Origin of the sequence: Rummeliibacillus suwonensis, from assembly GCF_007896435.1 — a bacterium.
Classification (GTDB): domain Bacteria; phylum Bacillota; class Bacilli; order Bacillales_A; family Planococcaceae; genus Rummeliibacillus; species Rummeliibacillus suwonensis.
This window is the reverse complement of record NZ_VCBL01000001.1, coordinates 302,488-324,542: the sequence shown is the minus strand read 5'-3', so window position 1 is coordinate 324,542 and position 22,055 is coordinate 302,488. Positions and strand designations below refer to the sequence as shown.

Sequence of the window (22,055 nt, the reverse complement as noted above, 5' to 3'; positions counted from 1 at the left end):
CTTTTATGTCAAACAATGTTAGAATTTTACAATAAATATACTACAAACTCTTCAGCTGTACGTGCTGATTAAAAAACAAATAGGGTGAACATTAAAATGGTACCTGTAGTTAGGACACTTGAAAAAGAGAGTTTTATCTGAATAGAAGCGTAGAAATACTCTTTTTTTAACACCAGTTTTGTTTGAAACAGAGGTTACTCGACTTATCAAAAATGCATATACTCCGCTTCTATATAGTGCTTATTGAAATTAAATTTTTAAGGATTTTTAGGAGAAGCGAGTCCTAGAAACTGTATAGAACAATTATTTAAGAAAGTAAAACATCTTTTGTTAGAAAATTATTCTAAAAATTAAATCATCCCACTCCGTCATATCATAAACGTTAGATTTTTCATCATAATCGTCATCGGTATGATAGCAATTTGACGTTTAAGATCAATTTATTGCAATTTACGACTAAAATCGTTTTCCTAAGGCTTTAGTTGTTACAATAGGGATGTGAAGAAATTTACATTGAGAAGATAAATTTTTTTACACAGTGGTTCATATGAAGACGATTCATCATAAACTACTCTACTTGTAACTCTAGGTAATGATCTATTCAAGCTAATTCGTTAAGTTTATAGGCGAAAAAACTTAACACATTTTGCTTCATCTCTGATGAACTGAATTTCACTGATTGCAGGTTTTGGATGAGGCTTCTTGTAAAAGTAGCGTAAGTTTTCAATTTGAATCATCACTTGTGTAAAGATAGATCCTTTTATAATGAATTTGTGGCACTATCTTTCGATTTATCTCATAATAAAGAGATAAATTCAATTTCATCAAATTCTCGAAAATCGATTCAGCAGCTATACCAGTAGAATTTCACGGCAACACCTCTTTTTCCATATTTAAACTGTTAACAAGCAGAGCAAAGTCGCTGAATTGATCTAAAAGGGTTGAAATTTTTATCTTCCAGTGTCTTTTTATTTAATATTGACACGATTATGGACTACTTTTAATAGTGTAGACAAGCAGGACAAACGCTTGCGTCATTTATGCTGAACCGCATTTTACATTATGTGCTGATTTCTTTTACGATGCCATTTATACACTGAGACGTCAAAAAAGGACGGCTAGCAAAAAAAATATAAAAAGAAAAAAGGCAGCTGAACAGCTGTCTTTTCATCGTTCTATCGATAAAACAATACTCACTCTCCCATAAGACAAATCATTACTAGAATCCCTCTTCTCTCTTTCCCTTGTATTATAGACTGCTATCCTAGCCTCTCTAATTTTCTCCCATCATGATTGGAAATCATTTCTTAAATAAAGTGAAACTCCATCAGTGGGGGTTCTTCATCCCCCATGGTTAGCTATACCAATCGGTCGCATGCGGCAGTTGTTCCCCCACCTATCTTTCTTCGTTTGTTTCTCTCTAAAACCTTGAGGTGGGGGCCTTACCGTCTGTTAACGTGGGATAAATCTTGTTAAACAAAAGAAATGCACTTTTGAAAGCTATTAAAATATGCAAAAAAAGGCTTAGCTATGCTTTTATTTGCAAAAGTTTTATTGTTGGAACAATGGGCACATTATTGGCGTCATGTATCATATAAATTTATGAAATATTATTTTGAAAAATAGCCCAAAAAAGATTCAAACTAATTTATTTCAGATGAAGATTGGTCAGGTCATAGCTATGACTTTATTTAGCGATCTATGAAGATTGATAGACTTCATTTATACCAGCAAATATTACCTCTAAAAGACGTTTGGATTTAAAAAGGGCTTCTATTTTATTCAGTTTATATTTTTTAAATGAATCTTTTACATTATTTTCAGCTCATTCGAGAGAGGATCATACTATGAGAAAACATAGAACTAAAATAACAAAAGAGAAACCTAAAAAAAGAATTCTAAAATGGTTTTTATTATCGACTATAATAATTGTTTTACTTGCATCTAGTTATGGGATCTATACCTTTGTACAGGTGAAAAGCGCCTTGGATCATTCAACGGTAGACTTAGGTAGGAAGGGGGATAAATCTGAGTTAAGGGAAAATAATATCACATTTAGTAAAGACCCTATTTCTATTTTGTTAATAGGGGTTGAAGATTATGCCAAAGATACAGATAGCGGTAGAGCAGATACCCAAATAGTCATTACGCTAGATCCTAATTCCAAGCAAATCCATTTAGTCACCATACCTAGGGATACAAGAGTTCGTATTGAAAATGCTGGAGAATACTCTGGTATCCATAAAATAAACGCTGCTTATACCTATGGAGATATCACAGGCTATGGGGCTGTCAAACTACAAATAGAAACAGTCGAAAAGCTCCTTAATATCCCAATCGATCATTTTGTTGCAGTAAATTTCGATGGACTTCGCGATATTGTTAATACCTTAGGTGGTGTCACAATTGATGTCAAAGAGGGTTTTTGGGAAAAAAATATCTATGATAATTCCAAAATAGAATTCAAAAAGGGAAAAACTCTTCTAAATGGGGAGGAATCTCTTGCTTTCGTACGTATGCGAAAAAGAGACGTGAATGCCACGTATTCTAGAGATGAAAGACAAAGACAATTTTTAAAAGCGGTAATTGATCAAGCCATGTCTGCCAAAACGATTTTTAAAGTTGGGCAAATATCAGATATTCTCGGTAAAAATGTAGAAACAGATTTAAGTGCAAAGGATATTTTTGCATTGCAAAAACAATACTCAAAGTTAAAAAACCCATCTATCAGTACACTTGAAATTGATGGAGCCGATCAAACTGTAGATGGCGGCTCATACTTTATCCCACAACAGAGCAGTTTGCAACAAGTAAGTGAAAATTTACGGAGTATACTTAAATTGAAAGATAAAAGTGCCTTCACTACAGATGCGGATGTTGCTAATTAAAGATTCCTTTCATCTTAAAATCGCGCATATCATCTGTCTTAAAAATTTCAGCCATTACGTAATTGATAAATCAGCTTACGTGTGAGCTTAAAAATTAAAGTAATAATAAAAATCAGCCGCGTTGATTATCCAATTTCACTCTGATTTTCTCTTAAGCCGCACACCTGTCTCAAAATAAACCCTCACCTAGTGGGATCTCATACAGGGATTGTAATTGAACCAATCGAACTTTTACAGGTAGCTCCCCCAACATCTTGTAGTGAGTGTGGGGGGGCCTTACTGCCTGTTAATACGAAATAAATAACAACGACGTTAATTTATCTGTTGCCATCTTCTATATATAAGTATATAGTTATATAATAAAATAATTATATAAAAGGAGCGTTCTCATGGATTCGTTGTTAAACATGGAAAAGCAGCTAAAGGCTGTTAGTGATACGAACCGCTTAAAGCTTTTGGCTTGTTTAAAGCAAGGCGAAGTTTGTGTATGTGATTTAGTAGATATATTAGAAGTTTCACAACCAGCAGTTAGTCAGCAATTACGAAAGCTAAAAGAAGCTGGCATTATTTTGGAAAGAAAAAAGGGTACTTGGAAGCATTACCGACTAAATGAAAAGCAGTCTCCTTATATTCAAAGTATTCTTAATACGTTGGAACCCATATCCATTCATCATTGCGGGCCCTCTTGCTGCTCAGAAGAAGGTCATCAATAATGGAAAAATCCTTAACAAAACAGTTATCTTTTTTAGATCGTTATTTGACACTTTGGATTTTCCTTGCAATGGGGCTAGGAATTTTACTAAGTGTGGGCGCGCCTCATTTGAAAGATACTTTAGATGCTTTATCTGTTGGCACAACATCTATACCCATTGCTATTGGTTTGATTGTTATGCTCTATCCCCCTCTAGCAAAGGTGAAATATGAGGAAATGTGGCGTGTCTTTAAAGATTGGAAAGTATTATTACTATCTCTTATCCAAAATTGGTTATTAGGACCCTTTTTAATGTTCTTCCTAGCTATTCTCTTTCTTCACAATTATCCAGAATATATGGCTGGCTTAATACTGATAGGTCTTGCCCGCTGCATCGCGATGGTTATTGTATGGAATGATTTAGCACGAGGTGATGCCGAGTACGTAGCTGGGTTGGTTGCCTTCAATTCGATCTTTCAAATCTTATTCTATTCTGTATTTGCCTATTTCTTTTTAAATATCATGCCCGGATGGTTTGGCTTAGAGAATTTATCCATATCCATTTCTATGTGGGAAATTACGAAAAGTGTCTTGACCTATTTGGGAATTCCATTTATTGCAGGAATTTTAACACGTATGATTGGTATCCGATTAAAGGGTGTGAAATGGTATCAAGAACGATTTATTCCGAAAATTTCACCATTAACGTTAGTGGCGCTTCTCTTTACGATCGTGATGATGTTTTCATTAAAAGGCGATCAAATCATAGAATTACCATTTGACGCGCTTCGTATCGCATTACCTTTGTTGATCTATTTCTTCATCATGTTTGTCATTTCTTTCTTTGCCTCACGTAAAGTAGGTGCGAGCTATCCTGTTACAGCTGCTTTATCCTTTACAGCTGCAAGCAATAATTTCGAGCTAGCCATCGCTGTAGCCGTCGCTGTATTTGGTATTCATAGTGGCGAGGCATTCGCCGCGGTTATTGGACCACTTGTTGAAGTACCCGTATTAATCGGACTTGTTCGTGTTGCACTAAAATGGCAGAAAAAATATTTTCAAACCATCAAATTATAAGGAGTCTTCTCATGACAAAAACATTGTATTTTCTATGCACAGGAAACTCATGCCGTAGCCAGATGGCAGAAGGATGGGCAGAAAAACTGCTCCCTTCCGATTGGACTGTTAAGAGCGCTGGTATTGAGGCACATGGCGTAAATCCAAATGCTATTAAAGCCATGCAAGAAATTGGCATCGATATTTCTCACCATACTTCTGATGTTATCGATCTAAACGCATTGCAACATGCTACACTCGTTGTCACACTTTGTGGTGATGCAGCGGATAAATGCCCTATGACACCACCATCTGTCAAACGCGAACATTGGGGCTTTGAAGATCCTGCCAAAGCACAGGGAAACGAGCAGGAAAAATGGCAAGTGTTTCAGGAGGTGCGAGATGCGATTGGTAAACGTGTAAAACAGTTTGTAAGGGAGCTTGACGAATGAAAATTTCACCTGATGGAAAAAAGTATTTATCACAAGTCCTGGAAAAATCTAAAGTAAAAACACTTCGTTTCTATGGAATACAAGGATGCTGCAGTATCAATCTAGGCATAGTTTTAGAAGATGCACATCCTACTGATGAAGTTCTAACAATTGACGGTATTCCATTAGCGATTGATCCGCTCGTAAAGAATGAGTTAGAAGAAGTAACCATTCATGCTGAAGAAGAAAATGGCGAAATCGGTTTACTATTAATTGGCTACGTACCGCATTGTTGTTAAAAAACTTGCACACTATTTAGAAACTAAATTTTCACATTCTTAATTTGATTACAGTCAAGGATGATGACTGCTACAGAAACATCTTGATTTGCTTAAAAATCCATTTTCAAATATTTTTTTAAAATATATATAAGCAGATACTTATGAATAGGAGGCATTTTCCCATGAAAACATTGAAAATTTTAAACCAATCGGCCTGTTGCGATCCTTCAAGTAATTGTTGTACATTTGCCGAATCCACATTACCTGTAGCCATCATTGGTGCTGGTCCAGTCGGTTTAGCCGCAGCGGCACAGCTAGTCTCAAAAAAACAAGCATTTATACTATTGGAAAAAGGCAAGGAAGTAGGGGCCAATATTCGTACATGGGGGCATGTTACATTATTTTCCCCATGGAAATATAACATGGATACCGCTGCAAAAAAAATGTTGCAAAAAACGGATTGGCAAGAGCCACATGCAGATGATATTCCAACAGGTAACCAACTAATTGATTCATATTTAAAACCTTTGGCCGCATTAAAAGAACTGAAGCCTTTTATCTATACAAACCATCAAATCATTGCAATTACACGCAAATTCAGTGATAAAATGAAATCAAAAAATCGCAGTCAAAATCCGTTTGTACTTTATGTAAATGTAGATGGCCGAATCAAATCTTTTGAAGCACGTGCTGTATTAGATGCAACAGGTACTTGGGGAAATCCAAATCCTGCACAAGGAAATGGTGTATGGCTCCCTAGTGAAAAGGCATTACAGCTATACATTGATTACCATATACCCAATATAGAAAAAAAACATTCTCTTTATGCAAATAAAAAAATAGCGGTAATTGGCGGTGGTCATTCAGCCATTAATTCCTTATTAAATTTGGCTGCATTAAAAGAAGATGAGTCAGCAACTGACATTACATGGATTTTACGTAAAGAGCATATTGAAATGGCATATGGTGGGGAGCAGAAAGACGAACTTATTGCACGTGGATCTCTTGGAACGCATATTCGGCAATTAGTTGAAGAAGATAAAATCCAAGTTGTAACACCCTTCTTTATCTCCTCTTTGAAAAAAGAAGAAGATAAAATCTCAATTATCGGTACAAAATGTAACGAAGCTCATACGTTAAAAGGCTTTGATCGATTAATCGTTAACACTGGCAATCGTCCAGATTATTCAATCAATGCAGAAATTCGTTTTGACATAGCTGCTACTACTGAGAGTGTATCTGCACTGGCTCCTTTAATTGATCCAAATAAGCATAGCTGCGGAACCGTAAAACCACATGGTGAAGCTGAATTACGGCAACCTGAATCAAACTTCTATGTGGTAGGTTCCAAAAGCTATGGTCGAGCTCCTACATTTTTAATGGCGACAGGTTACGAACAAGTTCGCTCAATCGTTGCCTACCTAACTGGTGATATCGATAGTTCAAGGCATGTGGAATTAAATCTCCCAGAAACAGGTGTATGTAATAGCGGCATTGGCGGCTGTTGTTAAGCAAGATAAAGTGAAACTTTAATCTGTGGGTTTTCTTCATCCCCCACTGAACTAGAGGAACGAAAGTGAAAAGCGCCACGTCGTGTGGTAGCAACACCTGATTGGTCAGCATCTTGTTGACCCGAACCAATCGGACGCATGTGGCAGTTTATCTCCCACCTAACTTCTTTACTTTCGCTGAATTTTGAGGTGTGAGTATTACTGCCCAGTTAATGCGGGATAAAAATAGAAGCAAGTCTTAGGGAAGGTTATTACTATGATCATACGACAAATGCAACATTCTGATTTAGAACAAGTGCTTCAAATATATAGGCGAGGTTTAGAAACCAAAATTGCTACTTTTGAAACAATCGTTCCAACAAAAGGAGATTGGCACGCATCTCACCATAAAACATTACGTTTTGTTGCAGAAACGAATGACCAAATTATTGCTTGGATTGCACTTTCTCAAGTCTCCAATCGAAAGGCATATTGTGGTGTAGGGGAAATTAGTATTTATATCAGTGAGTTAGCTCGTGGAAAAGGCATTGGAACAGCACTTATGAATAAAATGATTCAAAAAAGCGAAGAAGCCGGCTATTGGACATTGCAATCATCAATATCTTCCAAAAATCAAGCAAGCCTAGCTCTTCATTTAAAAGTAGGATTTCGAGTCGTTGGCACTAGAGAAAAAATCGCCAGACGCGATGGGGAATGGCAAGATACTATCATCATGGAGAGACGGAGCAAAGCGGTGTTTTGAGGTGATCTTGTATAACAATTATATGATCTTATAAATAACCCTTCACCCAGTGGAAGGTTTATTCATCTCCCACCGAATGTTAGTTGAATGAATCGGGGCTTTTACGACAGCTGCTCCTACCAACTTATCCTCCTGCTTTCTAATAGAATCTTGAAGTAAAGATTTACTGCCCATTCATGCGATTAAAAAACCCCTATTTTAAAACGCGGTCACTGAAAAAGTCCATTCATCTTCAAAAATATAGTAAAAATCAACTTTTTCAGATCATAAAATGAAAGAAAAGGTGGATTCTTATCAATAAAGATGGTGATTCTATAGTTTTTCAGTGCCCTATTTTAAAACAACTATTTTTCGAACTAGGAGAAGGTTTATATTTTATTCTAAAAATTGTCCCGTTATTGAAGAAAAAAATCTAATAATCTCTTTGGTGAAACTTCCATGATCACATTTCAAACACATAATCACGCTCTACTTTACATACACGTAATGCAAAACGACTATACCATTCTTTTTTACCACGCTCTTGAGCGATTTGGTGAGCTGCATGGTCTTTCCATGCAGCAATATCTTCAAGCGTTCCCAATATGAAACCGTAATTCCTAAATCGTCACCTCTTGCACTTTCAGCTCCTAAATAACCTTTTTGCTGACTAGCTAGTTCAGCCATTTTTGATGCCATAACGCGATGTCCATTGTCCCCCTCTGTTCGTTCCGAAGCAAAGATCACTGCGTAATAAGGTACTTTAAATGTATTAGCTAGATGACTCATCTACAACACACTCCTAAAATAATTAGTGTTTATAAAGTGCAACTTCACCTAATGAGGGTTTCTTCATCTTCTACTTATCCTCTTATGTAATTAAGACCATTTTGCTAAAACGGTTGGTTGATAGCTGTCCATTCTTTTCAATAATCTTTCAGGATCCGAATCAACAATAAACAATTCTTTATATTCACTCTTCATGAATTCTTGACTAATAATATAATCCAACATCGACAGCAACGGTTCAAAAAAGCCATTTACATTTAATAAGCCGCATGGTTTTTTATGGTAGCCTAATTGTGCCCAAGTAAAAACTTCAAACAATTCCTCTAATGTACCTGCGCCACCCGGGAGAGCAATAAAACCGTTTGCCAATTTCTCCATTTTCTCTTTTCTTTCATGCATAGAGTTAACAATATATAATTTTGTTAAATTTTCATGCGCTATTTCGACATCCTTTAATTTTTGTGGTATGACACCTATCGCTTGTCCACCATTTTCCAAAGTCGCATTAGCTATAGCCCCCATACATCCAACTTGTGCGCCGCCATAAATAAGGGTTTTACCATGAACAGCTAATTCCCTTCCTAGCTGTTCTGCACTTTCTAGATAAATATGATCTTTACCGATACTTGAACCACAAAATACTGCTACATTTTGCATCATTCGTAAATTACCTTCTTTCAGTCATATCTTTTTGATAATTTATTCTTATGTTGTAAAAAAATATCCTCTAAACTAATATCGTACTTGTTTGCTATAACTGCTACATTTCCTAATACGTCCCCTAATTCTTCCACTAAATTTTTCTTATTTTCTTCGAATGACTCATCTGCTTCATCTGGTCGATCTCTTCCAATTTCAAGTGCTCTGATGGCTCTAGCAACTTCTCCTGTCTCTTCTGATAAAAACCCAATTCGAATAAAAATATTTAAATCATGCCAGCCACGTTGTTGATAATAATCGTTAATCCAATCTTGGAATTCCTTTGCATTCATACTATTTCACCCCCATAAACGGAAAATTCTATATTTAATCATACCGTATACGATTATTTTAATCTATAAGGCTTTTTTCTTTAAGAAGTAGCAAATCAATCGTATTGATTATCCAATTTTCCACAAAATATAGTGTATGTGTTGATTTCCGCTACGGCTTGCTCGGTTTCCTGAAGTTGAGTTGATAAATATTAATGGGCTGTCCCAAAAAGTCGACAAAAATCAACTGTTCGGACAGCCCCTTTTTCTATCGGTTGCTATTTATTTTAATCACTTAATAATTTTTATATCCAAACATTTACTACTTTAAAACTCTATACACATATTACTCATTGTTCCAAAATCATATGTTTGGTTAATTTTTATCGGTTTTGTTGTTTTATCACTTGCACTCCCCATTGCGATAAATAATGGAACAAAATGTTCAGGTCTTGGCACTGCAAGGGTTGCATTTGGTGCTAGAGTTCGATATTGATCTAAAGTATCGATATCACCTTTTTGGACTTGATCAAAAATCCAATTATCAAATTCAACTGCTTCTTTGACTGGGCTTGTTGCTTCAGGATACATCCATTGGAAATTGTGTACGGTTGTACCGCTACCGATTACTAGTATATTCTCTTCCTCAATACCTTTTAATGCTGCTCCAATGTTAAACTGCTCCTTTGGTGATAGGAATGGATTGACTGATAATTCGACGACTGGAATATCTGCATCCGGGTACATATGACTAAGCGCAACCCACACACCATGATCTAAGCCTCGAACTTCTTCACGTTTTGTTTGTATGCCAGCTTTTTCAAAACGATCTTCTAAGATATTTGCTACCATTTTAGATCCTTTTGCAGGATATTTTATTTTGTACATTTCTTCCGGGAAACCATAGTAGTCATACACTGTATCTAAAATATCATCTGTATACGTTAGTGATAATGTTTGACTTTCCCAATGTGCACTAAAGATGACGATTGCTTTTGGTTTAATACGTTTGCCTAATTCTTTTAGAAAATCTGAATAGTCATTTTGAGTAACTGCTAAGTATGGTGAACCATGTCCAATAAACAATGATGGGACCATCTAAATACTCCCTTTCTTATTAACTTCGTTCTTTCTTATCAAAAGATTGTTATTTCTAAGTTCATAATAAACTTTTACATTTAAAAAACAACCGTGTTGATTATCCAATTTAATCCATAAAAATAAGAGGATTTGTTGATTTCCACTCCGGCTTGCTCGCTTTCCTGCGGGCGGATGCTGGGGGCAACAGGATGTTGGTCACGGAGTCGTTGCCACAGGACGTGGCGCCCTTAGACTCCGTTCCTTAATCGCTACGCTGCGGGGTCTCATCTATTCGCTTTTCCCGCGGGAGTCGAGCAAGCCTCCGCTCCAATCTTTATAAATGGTCTTAAAAATACAGAGTTTTTCAAAAACTATGTCAAAAAGACACCCCTAATTTTTGTCAAATCAACACGTGTGTTTAAAAAAAGAAGTATGGACCCTTTGATTCACAGCAATACGGGATTCTTAATAGATAATCTTCATCCCCCGCGTAACTGCTGTATTAGAAGAAAGGGAACCTCCATCATTCAATCATTTAATTTTTTGATTGAGCTTTTTTTCGTTGGAGTAACCATATAAAGAATCCTTTTTATTTTATTACCTAAAAATTAGCATAAATAGATTATATCTTCATTCATTTAGTGAAAAGTCAAAGTACCGAGAAAGCCTTTAATACTGATGTTTAAAGATGAATTCTTAAATTTCCATGAATAAGTCAAGATCTAGTTATATTTTTTCCCTTTCTGTAAAAAATACTAGTAAGACAGATCACAAATTTCATTTTAGATAAGAGCAAATTATCATGGGACATTAAGAACATTTCTTTTTCAGATCCCAATTTTCAGGAGGAGTATTATGCCAAACGTAGAAGTTAACTGCACAGTATCAAATTGTTTTTTTCACGCAAAAGGAAATATATGTGGAGCGAGTAAAATAACAGTGGACATGGATTATCTATCAAAGTACGGTAAAGAGGAATTTTCTCAGGATTTTGACATTAAAAATCGTAAAGAAGAAGCGAGTCATTCCGGAGAAACATGTTGTAAAACATTCAGGCAAAAATCTAAATTTTCTTGAAACATAGCGATATTTTTTTCAAATATCACAGGACTGTTTATTGATGGTACAAAAAATTTTGGATTATTAATGAACTAAGTTAAACAATCACAAAAAGGCCACTTAGATTGTGGAGTGGTCTTCTTGTTTTTCAAGATTTAGATCATTCGGTCATACATTCTAAAAATTACTATGATCTCTGCTGACTTCTCATGATTTATCAAATTATCATTGATCTTATTTATATGCCCATTTGATTATTGTTTTTTATCATATCAGGCGTGTTGATTATCCAATTTTCTCCATGAAGATAGGGAGAATTCGTTGATTTCCGCTCCGGCTTGCTCGCTTTTCCCGCGGGGAGTCGAGCAAGCCCTCCGCTCCAATCGTTATAAATGGTCCTGAAAATACAAGGTTTTTCAAAAATTACACCAAATAAAAATTCCTAATTTTTGTAAAATCAACACATGTGAAATGATGTGTGAGCTTCAGTTTTTAAAATCAAAATAATGCTCGTCTCAAACTGCAGACAAACTCAATAAAACTTGTTTATGTATGATTTTTAAGCCTTATGAAGCTTTGTTATTGTTTTCCCTCAAAATCAAAAGCGTATTCGAGTTTTATGTTGAATACGCTTTTTTTAATGATGTATAAAGTAAAGCTCTACATACTGGGGATTTCATCTTCCAAACTATCCCTACTTTAAGCCTTGCAGTGACGGCTTACTGCTTGTTTAAATGGGAGCAAATTTTAAAATAATAATTTATAGATTACATATCCTATAAACAATACTAATATTAAGATACCAGTTCCTTTCCATCCTAAACTGCCGGCTAAATCTACCAAATTTCCATTTTCAGTACGATTCACTCCATCATTCAACGTACCAGAAGGATTATTTTTTAATTCCTCTTGCCTTAAGCGTTCCCTTTTTTTTCAGCTGTCTCACTTCGAGAATCCAAGTGAACACCTCCTGATAGCTATTCTTTCATATGAAGCATAACTTGTTTTTCTTCATTATAAATGATATTAGAATTTTTACGAGAATATCTATTTCAATATTGAGTATTAGCACCTAAGGACAATTGCTGCTACTATGATTGTGGCACTTTCGCATAATAATGTGTAGGAGCCTTGAGTTCTAAATGTTCGCGTAATGTATCACCTTCATACTCTGTATGGAAAAGGCCTCGTCGTTGAAGTTCAGGTATCAATAATTCCACGACATCTTGAAAACCATCTGGAAAATGGGATGGTAAAATGTTAAACCCATCAGCCGCGCCTGTTTCAAGCCATAATTGTAAGTCATCTGCGATTTGCCCAGGAGTCCCAACAAGCTCTCGTTGACCACGTGCGCCCGCAATATGCTGATACAATTGACGAATGGTAAAATGGTTTTCGTCTGCTACCTTTTTTAATAACTCTACGCGGCTTCTTGTTCCTGTGACCTGTTCAATGGGTAGCAATGGTGGTAATGGCTCATCTAAGGGATAGCCTGTCAAATCAAATTCTAAATGTGCGCTCAGTCTTGCTAGACCGGCTTCTTCCGGTATTAAATCGAGTAATTGTTGTCTTTTACATTGTGCCTCTTCTACTGTTTTACCAACGATTAGAAATACACCTGGCATGATTTTCAAATCATCCGGTTGACGCCCATATTTGGCTAGACGCCCTTTTAAATCAGTATAAAATTGTCGAGCATCTTCAATACTTTGTGCTGCAGTAAAAACCACCTCTGCTGTTTTTGCAGCTAGTTCTTTACCTGATTGTGAAGAACCTGCTTGAACGATAATCGGCCGATGCTGCTTCGATGCTGGCACTGGTAATGGACCTCGTACAGAGAACCGATCACCTTTATGATTGATCGTATGTACTTTAGAGGCATCAACTACTACACCATTTTGTTGATCATAAACAATGGCATCTTCTTCCCAGCTGTCCCAAAGTTTTTTGACGACCTCAACAAATTCATCTGCACGTTCATATCGTTTGCTATGTTCTAATGGTTGGTTATTAAAGTTTTGAGCTTCCAATGATAAACCACTCGTTACAACATTCCAGCCTAAACGTCCTTCACTCAATTGATCAAGTGACGCAAATTTACGCGCAATATTATATGGTTCGTTATGTGTAGTAGAAGCAGTCGCTACTAATCCGATCTTATCTGTCACAGCAGCTAATGCCCCTAATAGTGTAAATGGTTCATACATAAGATTTAGTGTTTGTTCAAAGCCTGCAGCTGTCGGATCATCACTATTTAGCTGATCTGCTAGAAAGATCATATCAAGTTTTCCCTTCTCCGCTAGCCTTGCTTGTTGTGCTAAAAACTTCAGGTTAAATAAATGCTCTTTTTTCGTTCCCGGATAACGCCATGCTGAAACATGATGTCCTGGTAACATGAAGAATACGCCTAATTTTAATCGTTTTTTCACCATCTCATTAACACCCCCTTTATTTGTTTATGACACTCTCTAAATAAGTAGGATTAATAATCGCTTCATATGAAGGCACCTCTGATTTTGCTGGTATCGATTGTTGATCTACTAAAAAATCGCCAATCTTTTTTAATGATTTTGCAGTGTTTCCAATGTTATCTTTTGTACCTAAAAACGTATCGGATAACTGTTGTTGTGGTGTTAACCAATTTGATCCTTTTGCTTGTTTTGCCGCATCTTCTTTTGTAATTTGTAATGCTTCTGACCAAATTTTTGCTGCTTCATCTGGATTTTCTGCATATAATTTTTGTGCACGAATCAACTGTTCTATATATAATTTAATGATTTTTGGATATTTTTCTCCGAATTCTTTACGGACAACACCATAAGTCCCTGTCGGATGACCTTGTTTTGCTAAATCAGCGCTTGAAATAAGTTTTGTCCCATCCTTCAATAATTCAGTTAGACCTGGATCCCAAGTATATGCTGCGTCAATATCACCGCGCTTCCAAGCCGACAAAATTTCAGGCGGGGTCAGATCAATGATTTGTACATCCGCAGCTTTTAGACCGTTAATTTCTAAAGCACTCAATAAGCTATAATGTGAAGTAGATGCAGATGTTGTTGCAATACGTTTTCCTTTTAAATCTGTTATTTTTGATATTCCTTTATCCTTTTTAACGGCTAATGCTTCCGCCTCACCCACTGTCTGGCCTGCCCAAAAAATTTCGTATGGGATCTTTGAGGATACAGCAATACTAACGGGTGGACCACCAATACCGATTTGAATATCTATAGATTTTGATAATAATGCGTTATTCGCATCACGTCCCGCTTGGAAAGCTACCCAGTTGACGTTGACTCCTAATTTACTTAGTTTTTCTTCCAGCCATCCCTGTTGTTTTACGATTAAATTGTCATCAATATATTCAAAAAAACCGATGTTCACAGTTTTCGGTAGTTCTTCTTTAGCACCTGCTTTAGCCGCTGTGTTGGTTGTTTCGGCTTTAGATGTTGTACCCACGGATTTTGAATTATTGCATGCAACTAATAGTATAGTCATTAAAGCTAAAAAAGTTATTGTTATCCAATGTTTCGAATTCGTCATTTTGTGCCTCCTGAGTTTTCTTATCTTGCAGTAACAGGCAGGACGATTATCCCCACCCCAAATAACAGCAGGTTAACCGCTTGTAAAACCCCTATTTTTGGTTCGGGTCAACAAGATGTTGGCCACTTAGGTGTTGCCACAGGACGCGGCGCTTTTAACCTGAGTTCCTCTAGTTCTGTGGGAGATGAAGAAAACCCCCACTAGTTGAAGTTTCACTTTATGATTGGTTATTAATGATCTGTAAAATTCGTTCCCGAACTTCTTGAAACTCTTTGGTAAAACGAACACTATTATCTTCAGTCGTAATATGATTGGTAAAAGCTACATCTATTTCTTTTGCAATGCGGCCTGGGCGTCTAGACATGACAATTATTCTTGTCGCCAATAGTAAAGCTTCATCCACATCATGCGTAATGAAAATAATTGTTTTTTTCGTTTCTCTCCAAATATCTCTAAGCAAGTTTTGCATTTGTTCTCGCGTTAACGCATCAAGCGCAGAAAATGGTTCATCCATCAATAGGACCCGAGGATTGTTTACCAATACACGAGCAATGGCAACACGTTGTTTCATTCCTCCCGATAATTCATATGGCTTGTTATGGCTAAACTGTGATAGCCCGACCTTATCTAAAAAATACCGTACGGTCGTAGCATCTTTCTTTTTTCTCATCTTCAATCCAAAGTTCACGTTTTGTTCAACAGTTAACCATGGATATAGCGCCGCTTGCTGAAAGACAACACCACGATTCCAATCGATACTATTAATTTCAGAACCATCAATTTTTGCAGAGCCCTCCGTCGGCGTTATAAAACCAGCTAGGATTTTCAACAATGTGCTTTTTCCACAACCTGATGGTCCTAAAATACAGACAAATTCGCCTTCCTTTATATTTAAATCAATGTTTTGGAGTGCTAGTACATCTTCCCCCTGTGTTTCATATGCTAATTGAATATTTTTGAGTTCTAACACATTTTCGTTTACTTCAACCTGTACCATCTAATCGCTCCTTGCTTATTAATCTTTTCCTTTCCAAGGAACTATCTTTACTTCTGCAAATCGTAATGTACGATCTAAAATAATACTGATAATCCCCATAACGATTAATCCCATAAAAATAATGTCACTTCGTAAGAATCGACTTGCATCGATTACCATCCAGCCTAAACCACTTGCACCTGCTACCATTTCTGCCGCCACAAGTGTACTATAGGATGCGACCATCGATGTTCGTAAACCTGTAAAAATAAATGGTAAACTCGCGGGTAGTATAACGTAATAAAAAGTTTTCCATTGATTAGCGCCTAAATTTAAAGCCCCTTGAATATACTCCGTTTTAACATTCTTCACCCCTGCCATAGATGAAATAAACATAGGTGCAAAAGCGGCTAAAAATAGCAATACCACTTTAGATACATCCCCAATGCCGAACCAAATAATTAATACGGTGTAATAGGCAAGTGGTGGTAATGATTGATAGAATTCAACAATAGGATCAAAAACAGCACGGATTTTGCTACTATATCCGCTCGCTAATCCCAATAGCACCCCCAAAATGGCTGCTAGAACATATCCAGATAATAAACGTTTCATACTATCGAAGACATGCACCAATAATGGAATACCTTTATATCCAGTCGACAATACCTCTTGAAAACTATGTAATACAATTGCTGGTGAAGGTACAATTAACGGCGATACCATTTTAAACTCCGTTACTAAAAACCAGATGATCCCGATCAATAAAAAAGTAGTGATCGTAATCAAGGTTTCTATTTTCCAAAATTTAAGACTCTTTTTCTTATTCCTTTTTAAATTCACTGGTAGTTTATTCAGTGGTTGTTCTTTTGCTGTCTGCAGCTCATTTTGTTGAACCATCTTTGGACACCCCTTCCCTGAACTTAAAAGACTTTTGAACGTCTAAACAATAACAACAAAAATTCACTTTTAAATTTTCTTCTAAGAATCTCTCGTTACTCCAGTCAGTTCCTATAAAAAAAATAAGGCCCTCTAATATTTAGAAGGCCTCTAGTTGTCTAGTCAGTCCAATAATGAAAATGTATTCCAATTATAATGTATATAAAACTAAGTGGTCAAGTATGTTTTCGAATTATTACTTCTGAATAAAATAAAAGTGAAATAGATTTATTACATAAAAAGATTACGCATGTTGATTGGAAAATATTAAGTTAAGCATGTGAACATGAATGTGTAAATTTCCTATTGTTAACTTTCATTTATATGAATTGAAATGAAATCTTACCCAATTATCTATATTTTAAGGAATAAAATTGGACCTTTAACACGCTTGGGATCATGCTCTTATATTGACCTTTAATGTCATCTACCTTAATATCGATAGACAAAGAACAGCGATTATAATTAAGGCTATTGACCCTAAAACAATGAAAGATATACTTTTCAATATTCTATTTTCTTGAGATGGAATACCGCATAGTGCTGCACCTAATGTTACTCTGGCGGGGCTTGCCATAGTTGAATGTGAGGAACTCGCGTTTTGTGCAAATGTAATGAAGTCTGATGATAGTCCAACTTGTTGTGCCGTTTGAACTTGTAATTTCATAAACATAGCGTTAGACCCCGTATTGCTTCCTGTGAGAAAACCTCCAATTCCTCCTATTAAAGGAGCGATCAATAAAAAACTATTTCCGAATATATTCCCTGCTGTATTAGCAAGAGTCGATATCATTCCAGCTTCCGACATGATTTCAGATATACAAACAAAGGCGGCAGTTGAAATGACAAATGGTATCCATTGTTTGAATGTCTTTACCAATGAGATGAATATCTTATCTTTATTAATTTTGAAGATAAAAATAGTCAATAGACAAGTAACGAATAACCAAAAGCCTGGTGAATAAAGTAGAGCCATCGAAAAGTCATAAGACGGTAATGTCACAACAAAATGAGACTCTAAAAATTGTCTAAAGGGTGCCCATAAACGGGAAATGAAGATAAGAACAGTTAAGATGATATAGGGGCTCATTGTTTTCAGCATACTTACCTTAGTGTACTTTTCTTTTGATGCCGATACTTGTGAAATAACTGTATTGTTATCTTCTTTATTTAATTTTAGTGAAGAAATTTTAATGATCATTAAACCTATCCCAGTTGTAACCAATGCACCTAATACACCTGCCAATTCAACACTTACATAAGTATTAAAAAGAAGAATCGAGATAGAAAAAATAATAGAAAACAGCATTAACTCTTTCCATTTTGCCTTAATATCCTTGAACCCTCCAGCTATGTAAACGGCAATAACCATAAAATAGATAAAAATAGGAATACTTATAAGAGCCGTTCCAGTTCCTAGTTTTTGAAGTGAAATCCCTCCTAATTGTGCGCCAATGACTGTCCCTGTAGCTAATGCTCCCCAAGGAACAGCTAGCAAGCTAACAAGCCCTAATAGAACAGCCTTTACAGGGTGAAATCCTAGAGCAACAAATATTGGTGTAATTATCATAAACGCTATTCCAAATCCACTTGTTGATTCAATAAGCGGAGAAATGCCAGCCACTAGGATCAAAACTTGTATAATATGATCATTAGTTGCCTGAGATATGAAGGAAGCTATTGATTGAATTCCCCCTACGCCATCAATGAAGTGGAAAAGCAATATGCCAAAAAAGAGAACGTATGCAGCTATAAATGAAATGAATAACCCCTTAAGGGATGAATGAACCATATTTTCTGGTGTAAGCTTATAGCCATGGTAGAGAAAAGTAATCATAATAACTACCATAAGCGAAAAAACCCCTGCCCGTAATGATGTCTGTTTTAAAAAAAACAAGAAGATAAGAACACTTAAAATCGGTATTATAGCCATTAAAAGCATCATGGAAAATCCCTCCATTTCAATAAAGTGAAACTCCATCAGTGGGGGTTTTCTTCATCCCCCACTGAAATAGAAGAACTCAGGTTAAAAGCGCCACGTCCTGTGGCAACACCTGAGTGACCAACATCTTGTTAGCCCGAACCAATCGGACTTTTACGGGCAGTTGATCCCCCATTTATCTTTTTCGTTTCTCTTTAAATCTTGAGATGAGGGTCTTACTGCCCGCTAATGCGGGATAAAGTGAAACTTCCCCCAGTGGGGACCACTATTTCTTTGTCCCTCACTTTTATTTGCTCATACCCTATATCTGGTGAATCCTCTCCCTTCCTGTTATGATTTAGTTAACAAAAATCCACTATAGTAAATTTTATATTATTTGATTTACCTGTCAAAAGTCAATAAAGAAATTTACTATAGTGAAAAAGAGGGGCTATAAAAAATGGAATTTGGTTACAATATTAAAAAAGAAAGAAAGCGGAAGGGGCTTACTTTAGAGGAATTATCTGAACGATCCAATGTGAGTAAATCCATGCTATCCATGATTGAAAGAGGTGAAAAAAACCCGACCATTCAAGTGGCGTCTCAAATTGCAGAAGGTCTTGAAGTAACTATTTCAAAATTATTAGGTGAACAGCAGGAAAATGAGGTGATTGTTATCCGTTCCAATCAGCAGTTGATCTACAGAGATGAAACTACAGGTGTAGAAAGGCATCTTTTGTCTCCATCTTTTTCAGCCATTGGTATAGAATTTATCTTAAATATCATTCCCCCTTTAAAAGAGACAGGTACATTTCCTCCTCACAAAAGAGGTGTTCAGGAACATATTTATGTAGCACGTGGAAAATTGAAAATCGAATTAGGCGAGGAACCCAAAAGTTATATTTTAGAAAAAGGGGATTCAATCTATTACGAGGCAGACTTAAAACATCGATTTGTAAACCTTTTAAACACGGAGTGCCATTATTATTTAATCATTGATTCACATAAAATAGATGCTTGATTATTCACTGTCCCTTGGTGTAATTGCATCCGGATTTGAATAGGCTTGTACAATTACTCTTATAAGACCTTCCCTTCATTCAGTGAACAATGGGGACACATTTATATCGTTCACCTGTGAGTGTTCTCTACTGAATGAAGATGAAGATAAAGATAAAAATACAAAACCAACATAAAAAATAACTTTTGCCTTTTTAGAGGATCATCAGTTTGCTCATTTCAAAGCCAAAGAGTTAGGCATCATTGTCTAGACTTCATCTTTCCAATTTTCTAACTCCTGTTCAGATATAACTTTGATGCCATTGATTGCTAACAAAGCGGCTGTTACTCCAGCACCATCTCTTCTTTTCCCCATAAACTCTCCATTATAAATTTTTTGACTTCCACAAGAGGGGCTATATTCTTTTAATATTACATGTGTCGCTTCTATTTCTTTCGCCATCTCTAAAGTTTTTCTAGCACCATTTATATATAATTCTGTTACATCATTCCCTGAGCATTCGATAACTTTTGCTTTGCCATCTAAAACATCAAACCCATCTCCACCTATAATTTCAGCAGGTTCTCTTGGTATCACAAAACCACCCAAAAGCTCTGGGCAAACTGGAACTGCTTTCTTCTCATCAATTAATTTTTGAACGATATCATTCATACAAGAAGTGCCATTATACCTTACCGGATTTCCGGCTAAACAAGAACTGACCAAAATCATGCTACACATCCTATCTATACAAATTAGCTACCTTTTTTCTCTCATACTCATATTGAAATATTTTTTCTATATCAATTGTGCACATCCAACAGTAATATCTAACTTCCATTAGGCAGGATAAGAAACAATAGATTACTATACTTCAGATGGCGAATTATTATGTTTCCAGTAATGAACAACGGTTAGATTGTATAGCATTTTCAAAGATTGGACAATCTATAATGAATTCAAAAATTCAGCATTTGCTCTAGACCTTAAGGTGTTTAATCAAAGCTATACTTGTGGTAGTTGAACTTTTTATAAAAATATTGATAGAATAACTCTTTTTTCCATTGTCAACTTTTTTGCTTTGAGAAATGCGAAATTTAATTGAAAAAATGAAAAAATTATGACAGCGATTGAGAAAATAAAATCTATTATTTCTTTTTTATAACATAAAAAAATGATTTTGTAGCATTTTATATACATGAGGTGTGTTTTTTAGCTTTTTATTTTATTTTTCATTATGCTGCTATAGGGCTGGATGCTATAAAAGAGAATGGTACTGAAACATTGTTAAATCAACATTTCTGGACGTATAATACAGAAATTTGATACTATAAGGGAAAAGGGTTGACAGAAATCCTTTTTCGTATAATAATTTAAGTACAAACAATAATTATTCTAATTAAAAAATAATTATTGAAAAAATGAACGTATACAGGAGGAATTCGATTATGTCATTAGTAAACAAAGAAATCTTACCATTCACTGCACAAGCATTCCAAAATGGTGAATTCAAAACAGTTACAGACGAAACTTTAAAAGGTAAATGGGCTGTAGTTTGCTTCTATCCAGCAGACTTTACTTTCGTGTGCCCAACTGAATTAGAAGATTTACAATCTGAATATGCAAACCTAAAAGCTCTTGGCGCTGAAGTTTATTCTGTATCTACAGACACTCATTTTACTCACAAAGCATGGCATGACCATTCAGAAGCTATTTCTAAAATCGAATATACAATGATTGGTGACCCTAACCATACAATTTCTCGTAACTTCGACGTATTAGATGAAGAAGCAGGTGCTGCTCAACGTGCTACATTCTTAATCGATCCAGATGGCGTTGTTCAAACATTAGAAATCAATAACGATGGTATCGGTCGTAACGCTTCTCAATTAATCGATAAGATCAAAGCAGCTACTTACGTACGTAATCATCCAGGTGAAGTTTGCCCAGCTAAATGGAAAGAAGGCGGCGAAACTTTAGCACCTAGCATCGACTTAGTAGGTAAAATCTAATTCGACTGATTCGTTTCTTTCTAAATCACTAATGTAACTTCACAGCAATATATCAATCAAGCGGGCGGCAATTACTAGGGATTCCTTAGTATTTGTCGCTCTATTTATAAGAGAAGAGCATGAAAATAGGCACATGATTCTCTGTGTAAATCATAAAAGAGAGGTGAGAAGTCGTCGTTTCGAGAATAC

General features: G+C 35.9%; 21 protein-coding genes and 2 pseudogenes. 11 read left to right on the top strand and 12 right to left on the bottom strand.

Annotation, left to right across the window (positions count from 1 at the left end):
• Positions 1 to 1,847: 1,847 nt before the first annotated feature.
• From FEU33_RS01505 to FEU33_RS01480, 6 genes are all read left to right on the top strand, one after another.
• Positions 1,848 to 2,888, top strand: coding sequence for an LCP family protein (locus tag FEU33_RS01505; RefSeq protein WP_146547695.1), 1,041 nt, complete (start codon positions 1,848 to 1,850; stop codon positions 2,886 to 2,888).
• 389 nt (positions 2,889 to 3,277) lie between these two features.
• Positions 3,278 to 3,601, top strand: a complete 324-nt coding sequence (locus FEU33_RS01500) for an ArsR/SmtB family transcription factor (RefSeq protein ID WP_146547694.1) — start codon at positions 3,278 to 3,280, stop codon at positions 3,599 to 3,601.
• Positions 3,598 to 4,656, top strand: coding sequence for an ACR3 family arsenite efflux transporter (arsB, locus tag FEU33_RS01495; RefSeq protein ID WP_280524848.1), 1,059 nt, complete (start codon positions 3,598 to 3,600; stop codon positions 4,654 to 4,656). Before FEU33_RS01500 ends, arsB begins: the two co-directional genes overlap by 4 nt.
• 11 nt (positions 4,657 to 4,667) lie before the next feature.
• Positions 4,668 to 5,087: an arsenate reductase (thioredoxin) gene (gene arsC / locus FEU33_RS01490; protein WP_146547692.1), complete on the top strand. Its 420-nt coding sequence runs from the start codon at positions 4,668 to 4,670 to the stop codon at positions 5,085 to 5,087.
• Positions 5,084 to 5,365, top strand: a complete 282-nt coding sequence (locus tag FEU33_RS01485) for an iron-sulfur cluster assembly accessory protein (protein WP_146547691.1) — start codon at positions 5,084 to 5,086, stop codon at positions 5,363 to 5,365. Before arsC ends, FEU33_RS01485 begins: the two co-directional genes overlap by 4 nt.
• 164 nt (positions 5,366 to 5,529) lie before the next feature.
• A complete protein-coding gene (locus tag FEU33_RS01480) occupies positions 5,530 to 6,858 on the top strand; it encodes an NAD(P)-binding domain-containing protein (RefSeq protein WP_146547690.1) in 1,329 nt (442 codons plus the stop codon).
• Here the strand turns inward: FEU33_RS01480 and FEU33_RS18615 are convergent.
• Positions 6,855 to 6,998 (bottom strand): hypothetical protein, encoded by a 144-nt coding sequence (locus tag FEU33_RS18615; protein ID WP_186725930.1) that lies wholly within the window; start codon positions 6,996 to 6,998, stop codon positions 6,855 to 6,857. The genes FEU33_RS01480 and FEU33_RS18615 overlap by 4 nt on opposite strands.
• Before the next feature lie 116 nt (positions 6,999 to 7,114).
• Between FEU33_RS18615 and FEU33_RS01475 the strand changes: the two genes are divergently transcribed.
• Positions 7,115 to 7,600 (top strand): GNAT family N-acetyltransferase, encoded by a 486-nt coding sequence (locus FEU33_RS01475; protein ID WP_146547689.1) that lies wholly within the window; start codon positions 7,115 to 7,117, stop codon positions 7,598 to 7,600.
• 442 nt (positions 7,601 to 8,042) lie between these two features.
• Here the strand turns inward: FEU33_RS01475 and FEU33_RS01470 are convergent.
• The 4 genes and pseudogenes from FEU33_RS01470 to FEU33_RS01455 form a co-directional block, all read right to left on the bottom strand.
• Positions 8,043 to 8,368 (bottom strand): annotated as a pseudogene (locus FEU33_RS01470) (antibiotic biosynthesis monooxygenase family protein).
• Between the two features lie 90 nt (positions 8,369 to 8,458).
• Complete coding sequence (locus tag FEU33_RS01465; RefSeq protein ID WP_312755577.1) at positions 8,459 to 9,028, bottom strand: LOG family protein; 570 nt, start codon at positions 9,026 to 9,028, stop codon at positions 8,459 to 8,461.
• Positions 9,029 to 9,045: 17 nt separating this feature from the next.
• Entirely contained in the window at positions 9,046 to 9,360 is a 315-nt protein-coding gene (locus tag FEU33_RS01460; RefSeq protein ID WP_146547688.1) for a MazG nucleotide pyrophosphohydrolase domain-containing protein, read from the bottom strand.
• Between the two features lie 306 nt (positions 9,361 to 9,666).
• Positions 9,667 to 10,437 (bottom strand): DODA-type extradiol aromatic ring-opening family dioxygenase, encoded by a 771-nt coding sequence (locus tag FEU33_RS01455; RefSeq protein WP_146547687.1) that lies wholly within the window; start codon positions 10,435 to 10,437, stop codon positions 9,667 to 9,669.
• A gap of 837 nt (positions 10,438 to 11,274) precedes the next feature.
• Between FEU33_RS01455 and FEU33_RS01450 the strand changes: the two genes are divergently transcribed.
• Positions 11,275 to 11,496, top strand: a complete 222-nt coding sequence (locus FEU33_RS01450) for a DUF1540 domain-containing protein (RefSeq protein WP_146547686.1) — start codon at positions 11,275 to 11,277, stop codon at positions 11,494 to 11,496.
• A 729-nt stretch (positions 11,497 to 12,225) separates the two neighbouring features.
• Here FEU33_RS01450 and FEU33_RS18990 read toward each other — a convergent pair.
• The 3 genes and pseudogenes from FEU33_RS18990 to FEU33_RS01435 form a co-directional block, all read right to left on the bottom strand.
• Positions 12,226 to 12,411 (bottom strand): annotated as a pseudogene (locus FEU33_RS18990) (DUF6366 family protein); the annotation flags it as partial.
• A gap of 158 nt (positions 12,412 to 12,569) precedes the next feature.
• Positions 12,570 to 13,910 (bottom strand): LLM class flavin-dependent oxidoreductase, encoded by a 1,341-nt coding sequence (locus tag FEU33_RS01440; RefSeq protein WP_146547685.1) that lies wholly within the window; start codon positions 13,908 to 13,910, stop codon positions 12,570 to 12,572.
• A 16-nt stretch (positions 13,911 to 13,926) separates the two neighbouring features.
• Positions 13,927 to 15,018, bottom strand: a complete 1,092-nt coding sequence (locus FEU33_RS01435; protein WP_146547684.1) for a taurine ABC transporter substrate-binding protein — start codon at positions 15,016 to 15,018, stop codon at positions 13,927 to 13,929.
• Between FEU33_RS01435 and FEU33_RS01430 the strand changes: the two genes are divergently transcribed.
• Positions 15,001 to 15,222, top strand: a complete 222-nt coding sequence (locus tag FEU33_RS01430; protein ID WP_146547683.1) for a hypothetical protein — start codon at positions 15,001 to 15,003, stop codon at positions 15,220 to 15,222. The genes FEU33_RS01435 and FEU33_RS01430 overlap by 18 nt on opposite strands.
• Before the next feature lie 13 nt (positions 15,223 to 15,235).
• Here the strand turns inward: FEU33_RS01430 and FEU33_RS01425 are convergent, their stop codons facing one another.
• The 3 genes from FEU33_RS01425 to FEU33_RS01415 all read right to left on the bottom strand — a co-directional run bounded on the left by FEU33_RS01425 (position 15,236) and on the right by FEU33_RS01415 (position 18,878).
• Entirely contained in the window at positions 15,236 to 16,015 is a 780-nt protein-coding gene (locus FEU33_RS01425) for an ABC transporter ATP-binding protein (RefSeq protein ID WP_146547682.1), read from the bottom strand.
• Positions 16,016 to 16,033: 18 nt separating this feature from the next.
• Positions 16,034 to 16,894, bottom strand: coding sequence for an ABC transporter permease (locus tag FEU33_RS01420; RefSeq protein ID WP_146547681.1), 861 nt, complete (start codon positions 16,892 to 16,894; stop codon positions 16,034 to 16,036).
• 466 nt (positions 16,895 to 17,360) lie between these two features.
• Entirely contained in the window at positions 17,361 to 18,878 is a 1,518-nt protein-coding gene (locus tag FEU33_RS01415) for an L-lactate permease (protein ID WP_146547680.1), read from the bottom strand.
• 436 nt (positions 18,879 to 19,314) lie between these two features.
• Between FEU33_RS01415 and FEU33_RS01410 the strand changes: the two genes are divergently transcribed.
• Positions 19,315 to 19,875, top strand: coding sequence for a helix-turn-helix domain-containing protein (locus FEU33_RS01410; protein WP_146547679.1), 561 nt, complete (start codon positions 19,315 to 19,317; stop codon positions 19,873 to 19,875).
• 246 nt (positions 19,876 to 20,121) lie between these two features.
• Here FEU33_RS01410 and FEU33_RS01405 read toward each other — a convergent pair whose 3' ends face one another.
• Positions 20,122 to 20,586, bottom strand: a complete 465-nt coding sequence (locus FEU33_RS01405) for a 2-thiouracil desulfurase family protein (RefSeq protein ID WP_146547678.1) — start codon at positions 20,584 to 20,586, stop codon at positions 20,122 to 20,124.
• A 716-nt stretch (positions 20,587 to 21,302) separates the two neighbouring features.
• Here FEU33_RS01405 and ahpC point away from each other — a divergent pair.
• On the top strand, positions 21,303 to 21,866 hold the full coding sequence (gene ahpC / locus FEU33_RS01400) for an alkyl hydroperoxide reductase subunit C (protein WP_146547677.1): 564 nt from the start codon (positions 21,303 to 21,305) through the stop codon (positions 21,864 to 21,866).
• Positions 21,867 to 22,055: the final 189 nt, after the last annotated feature.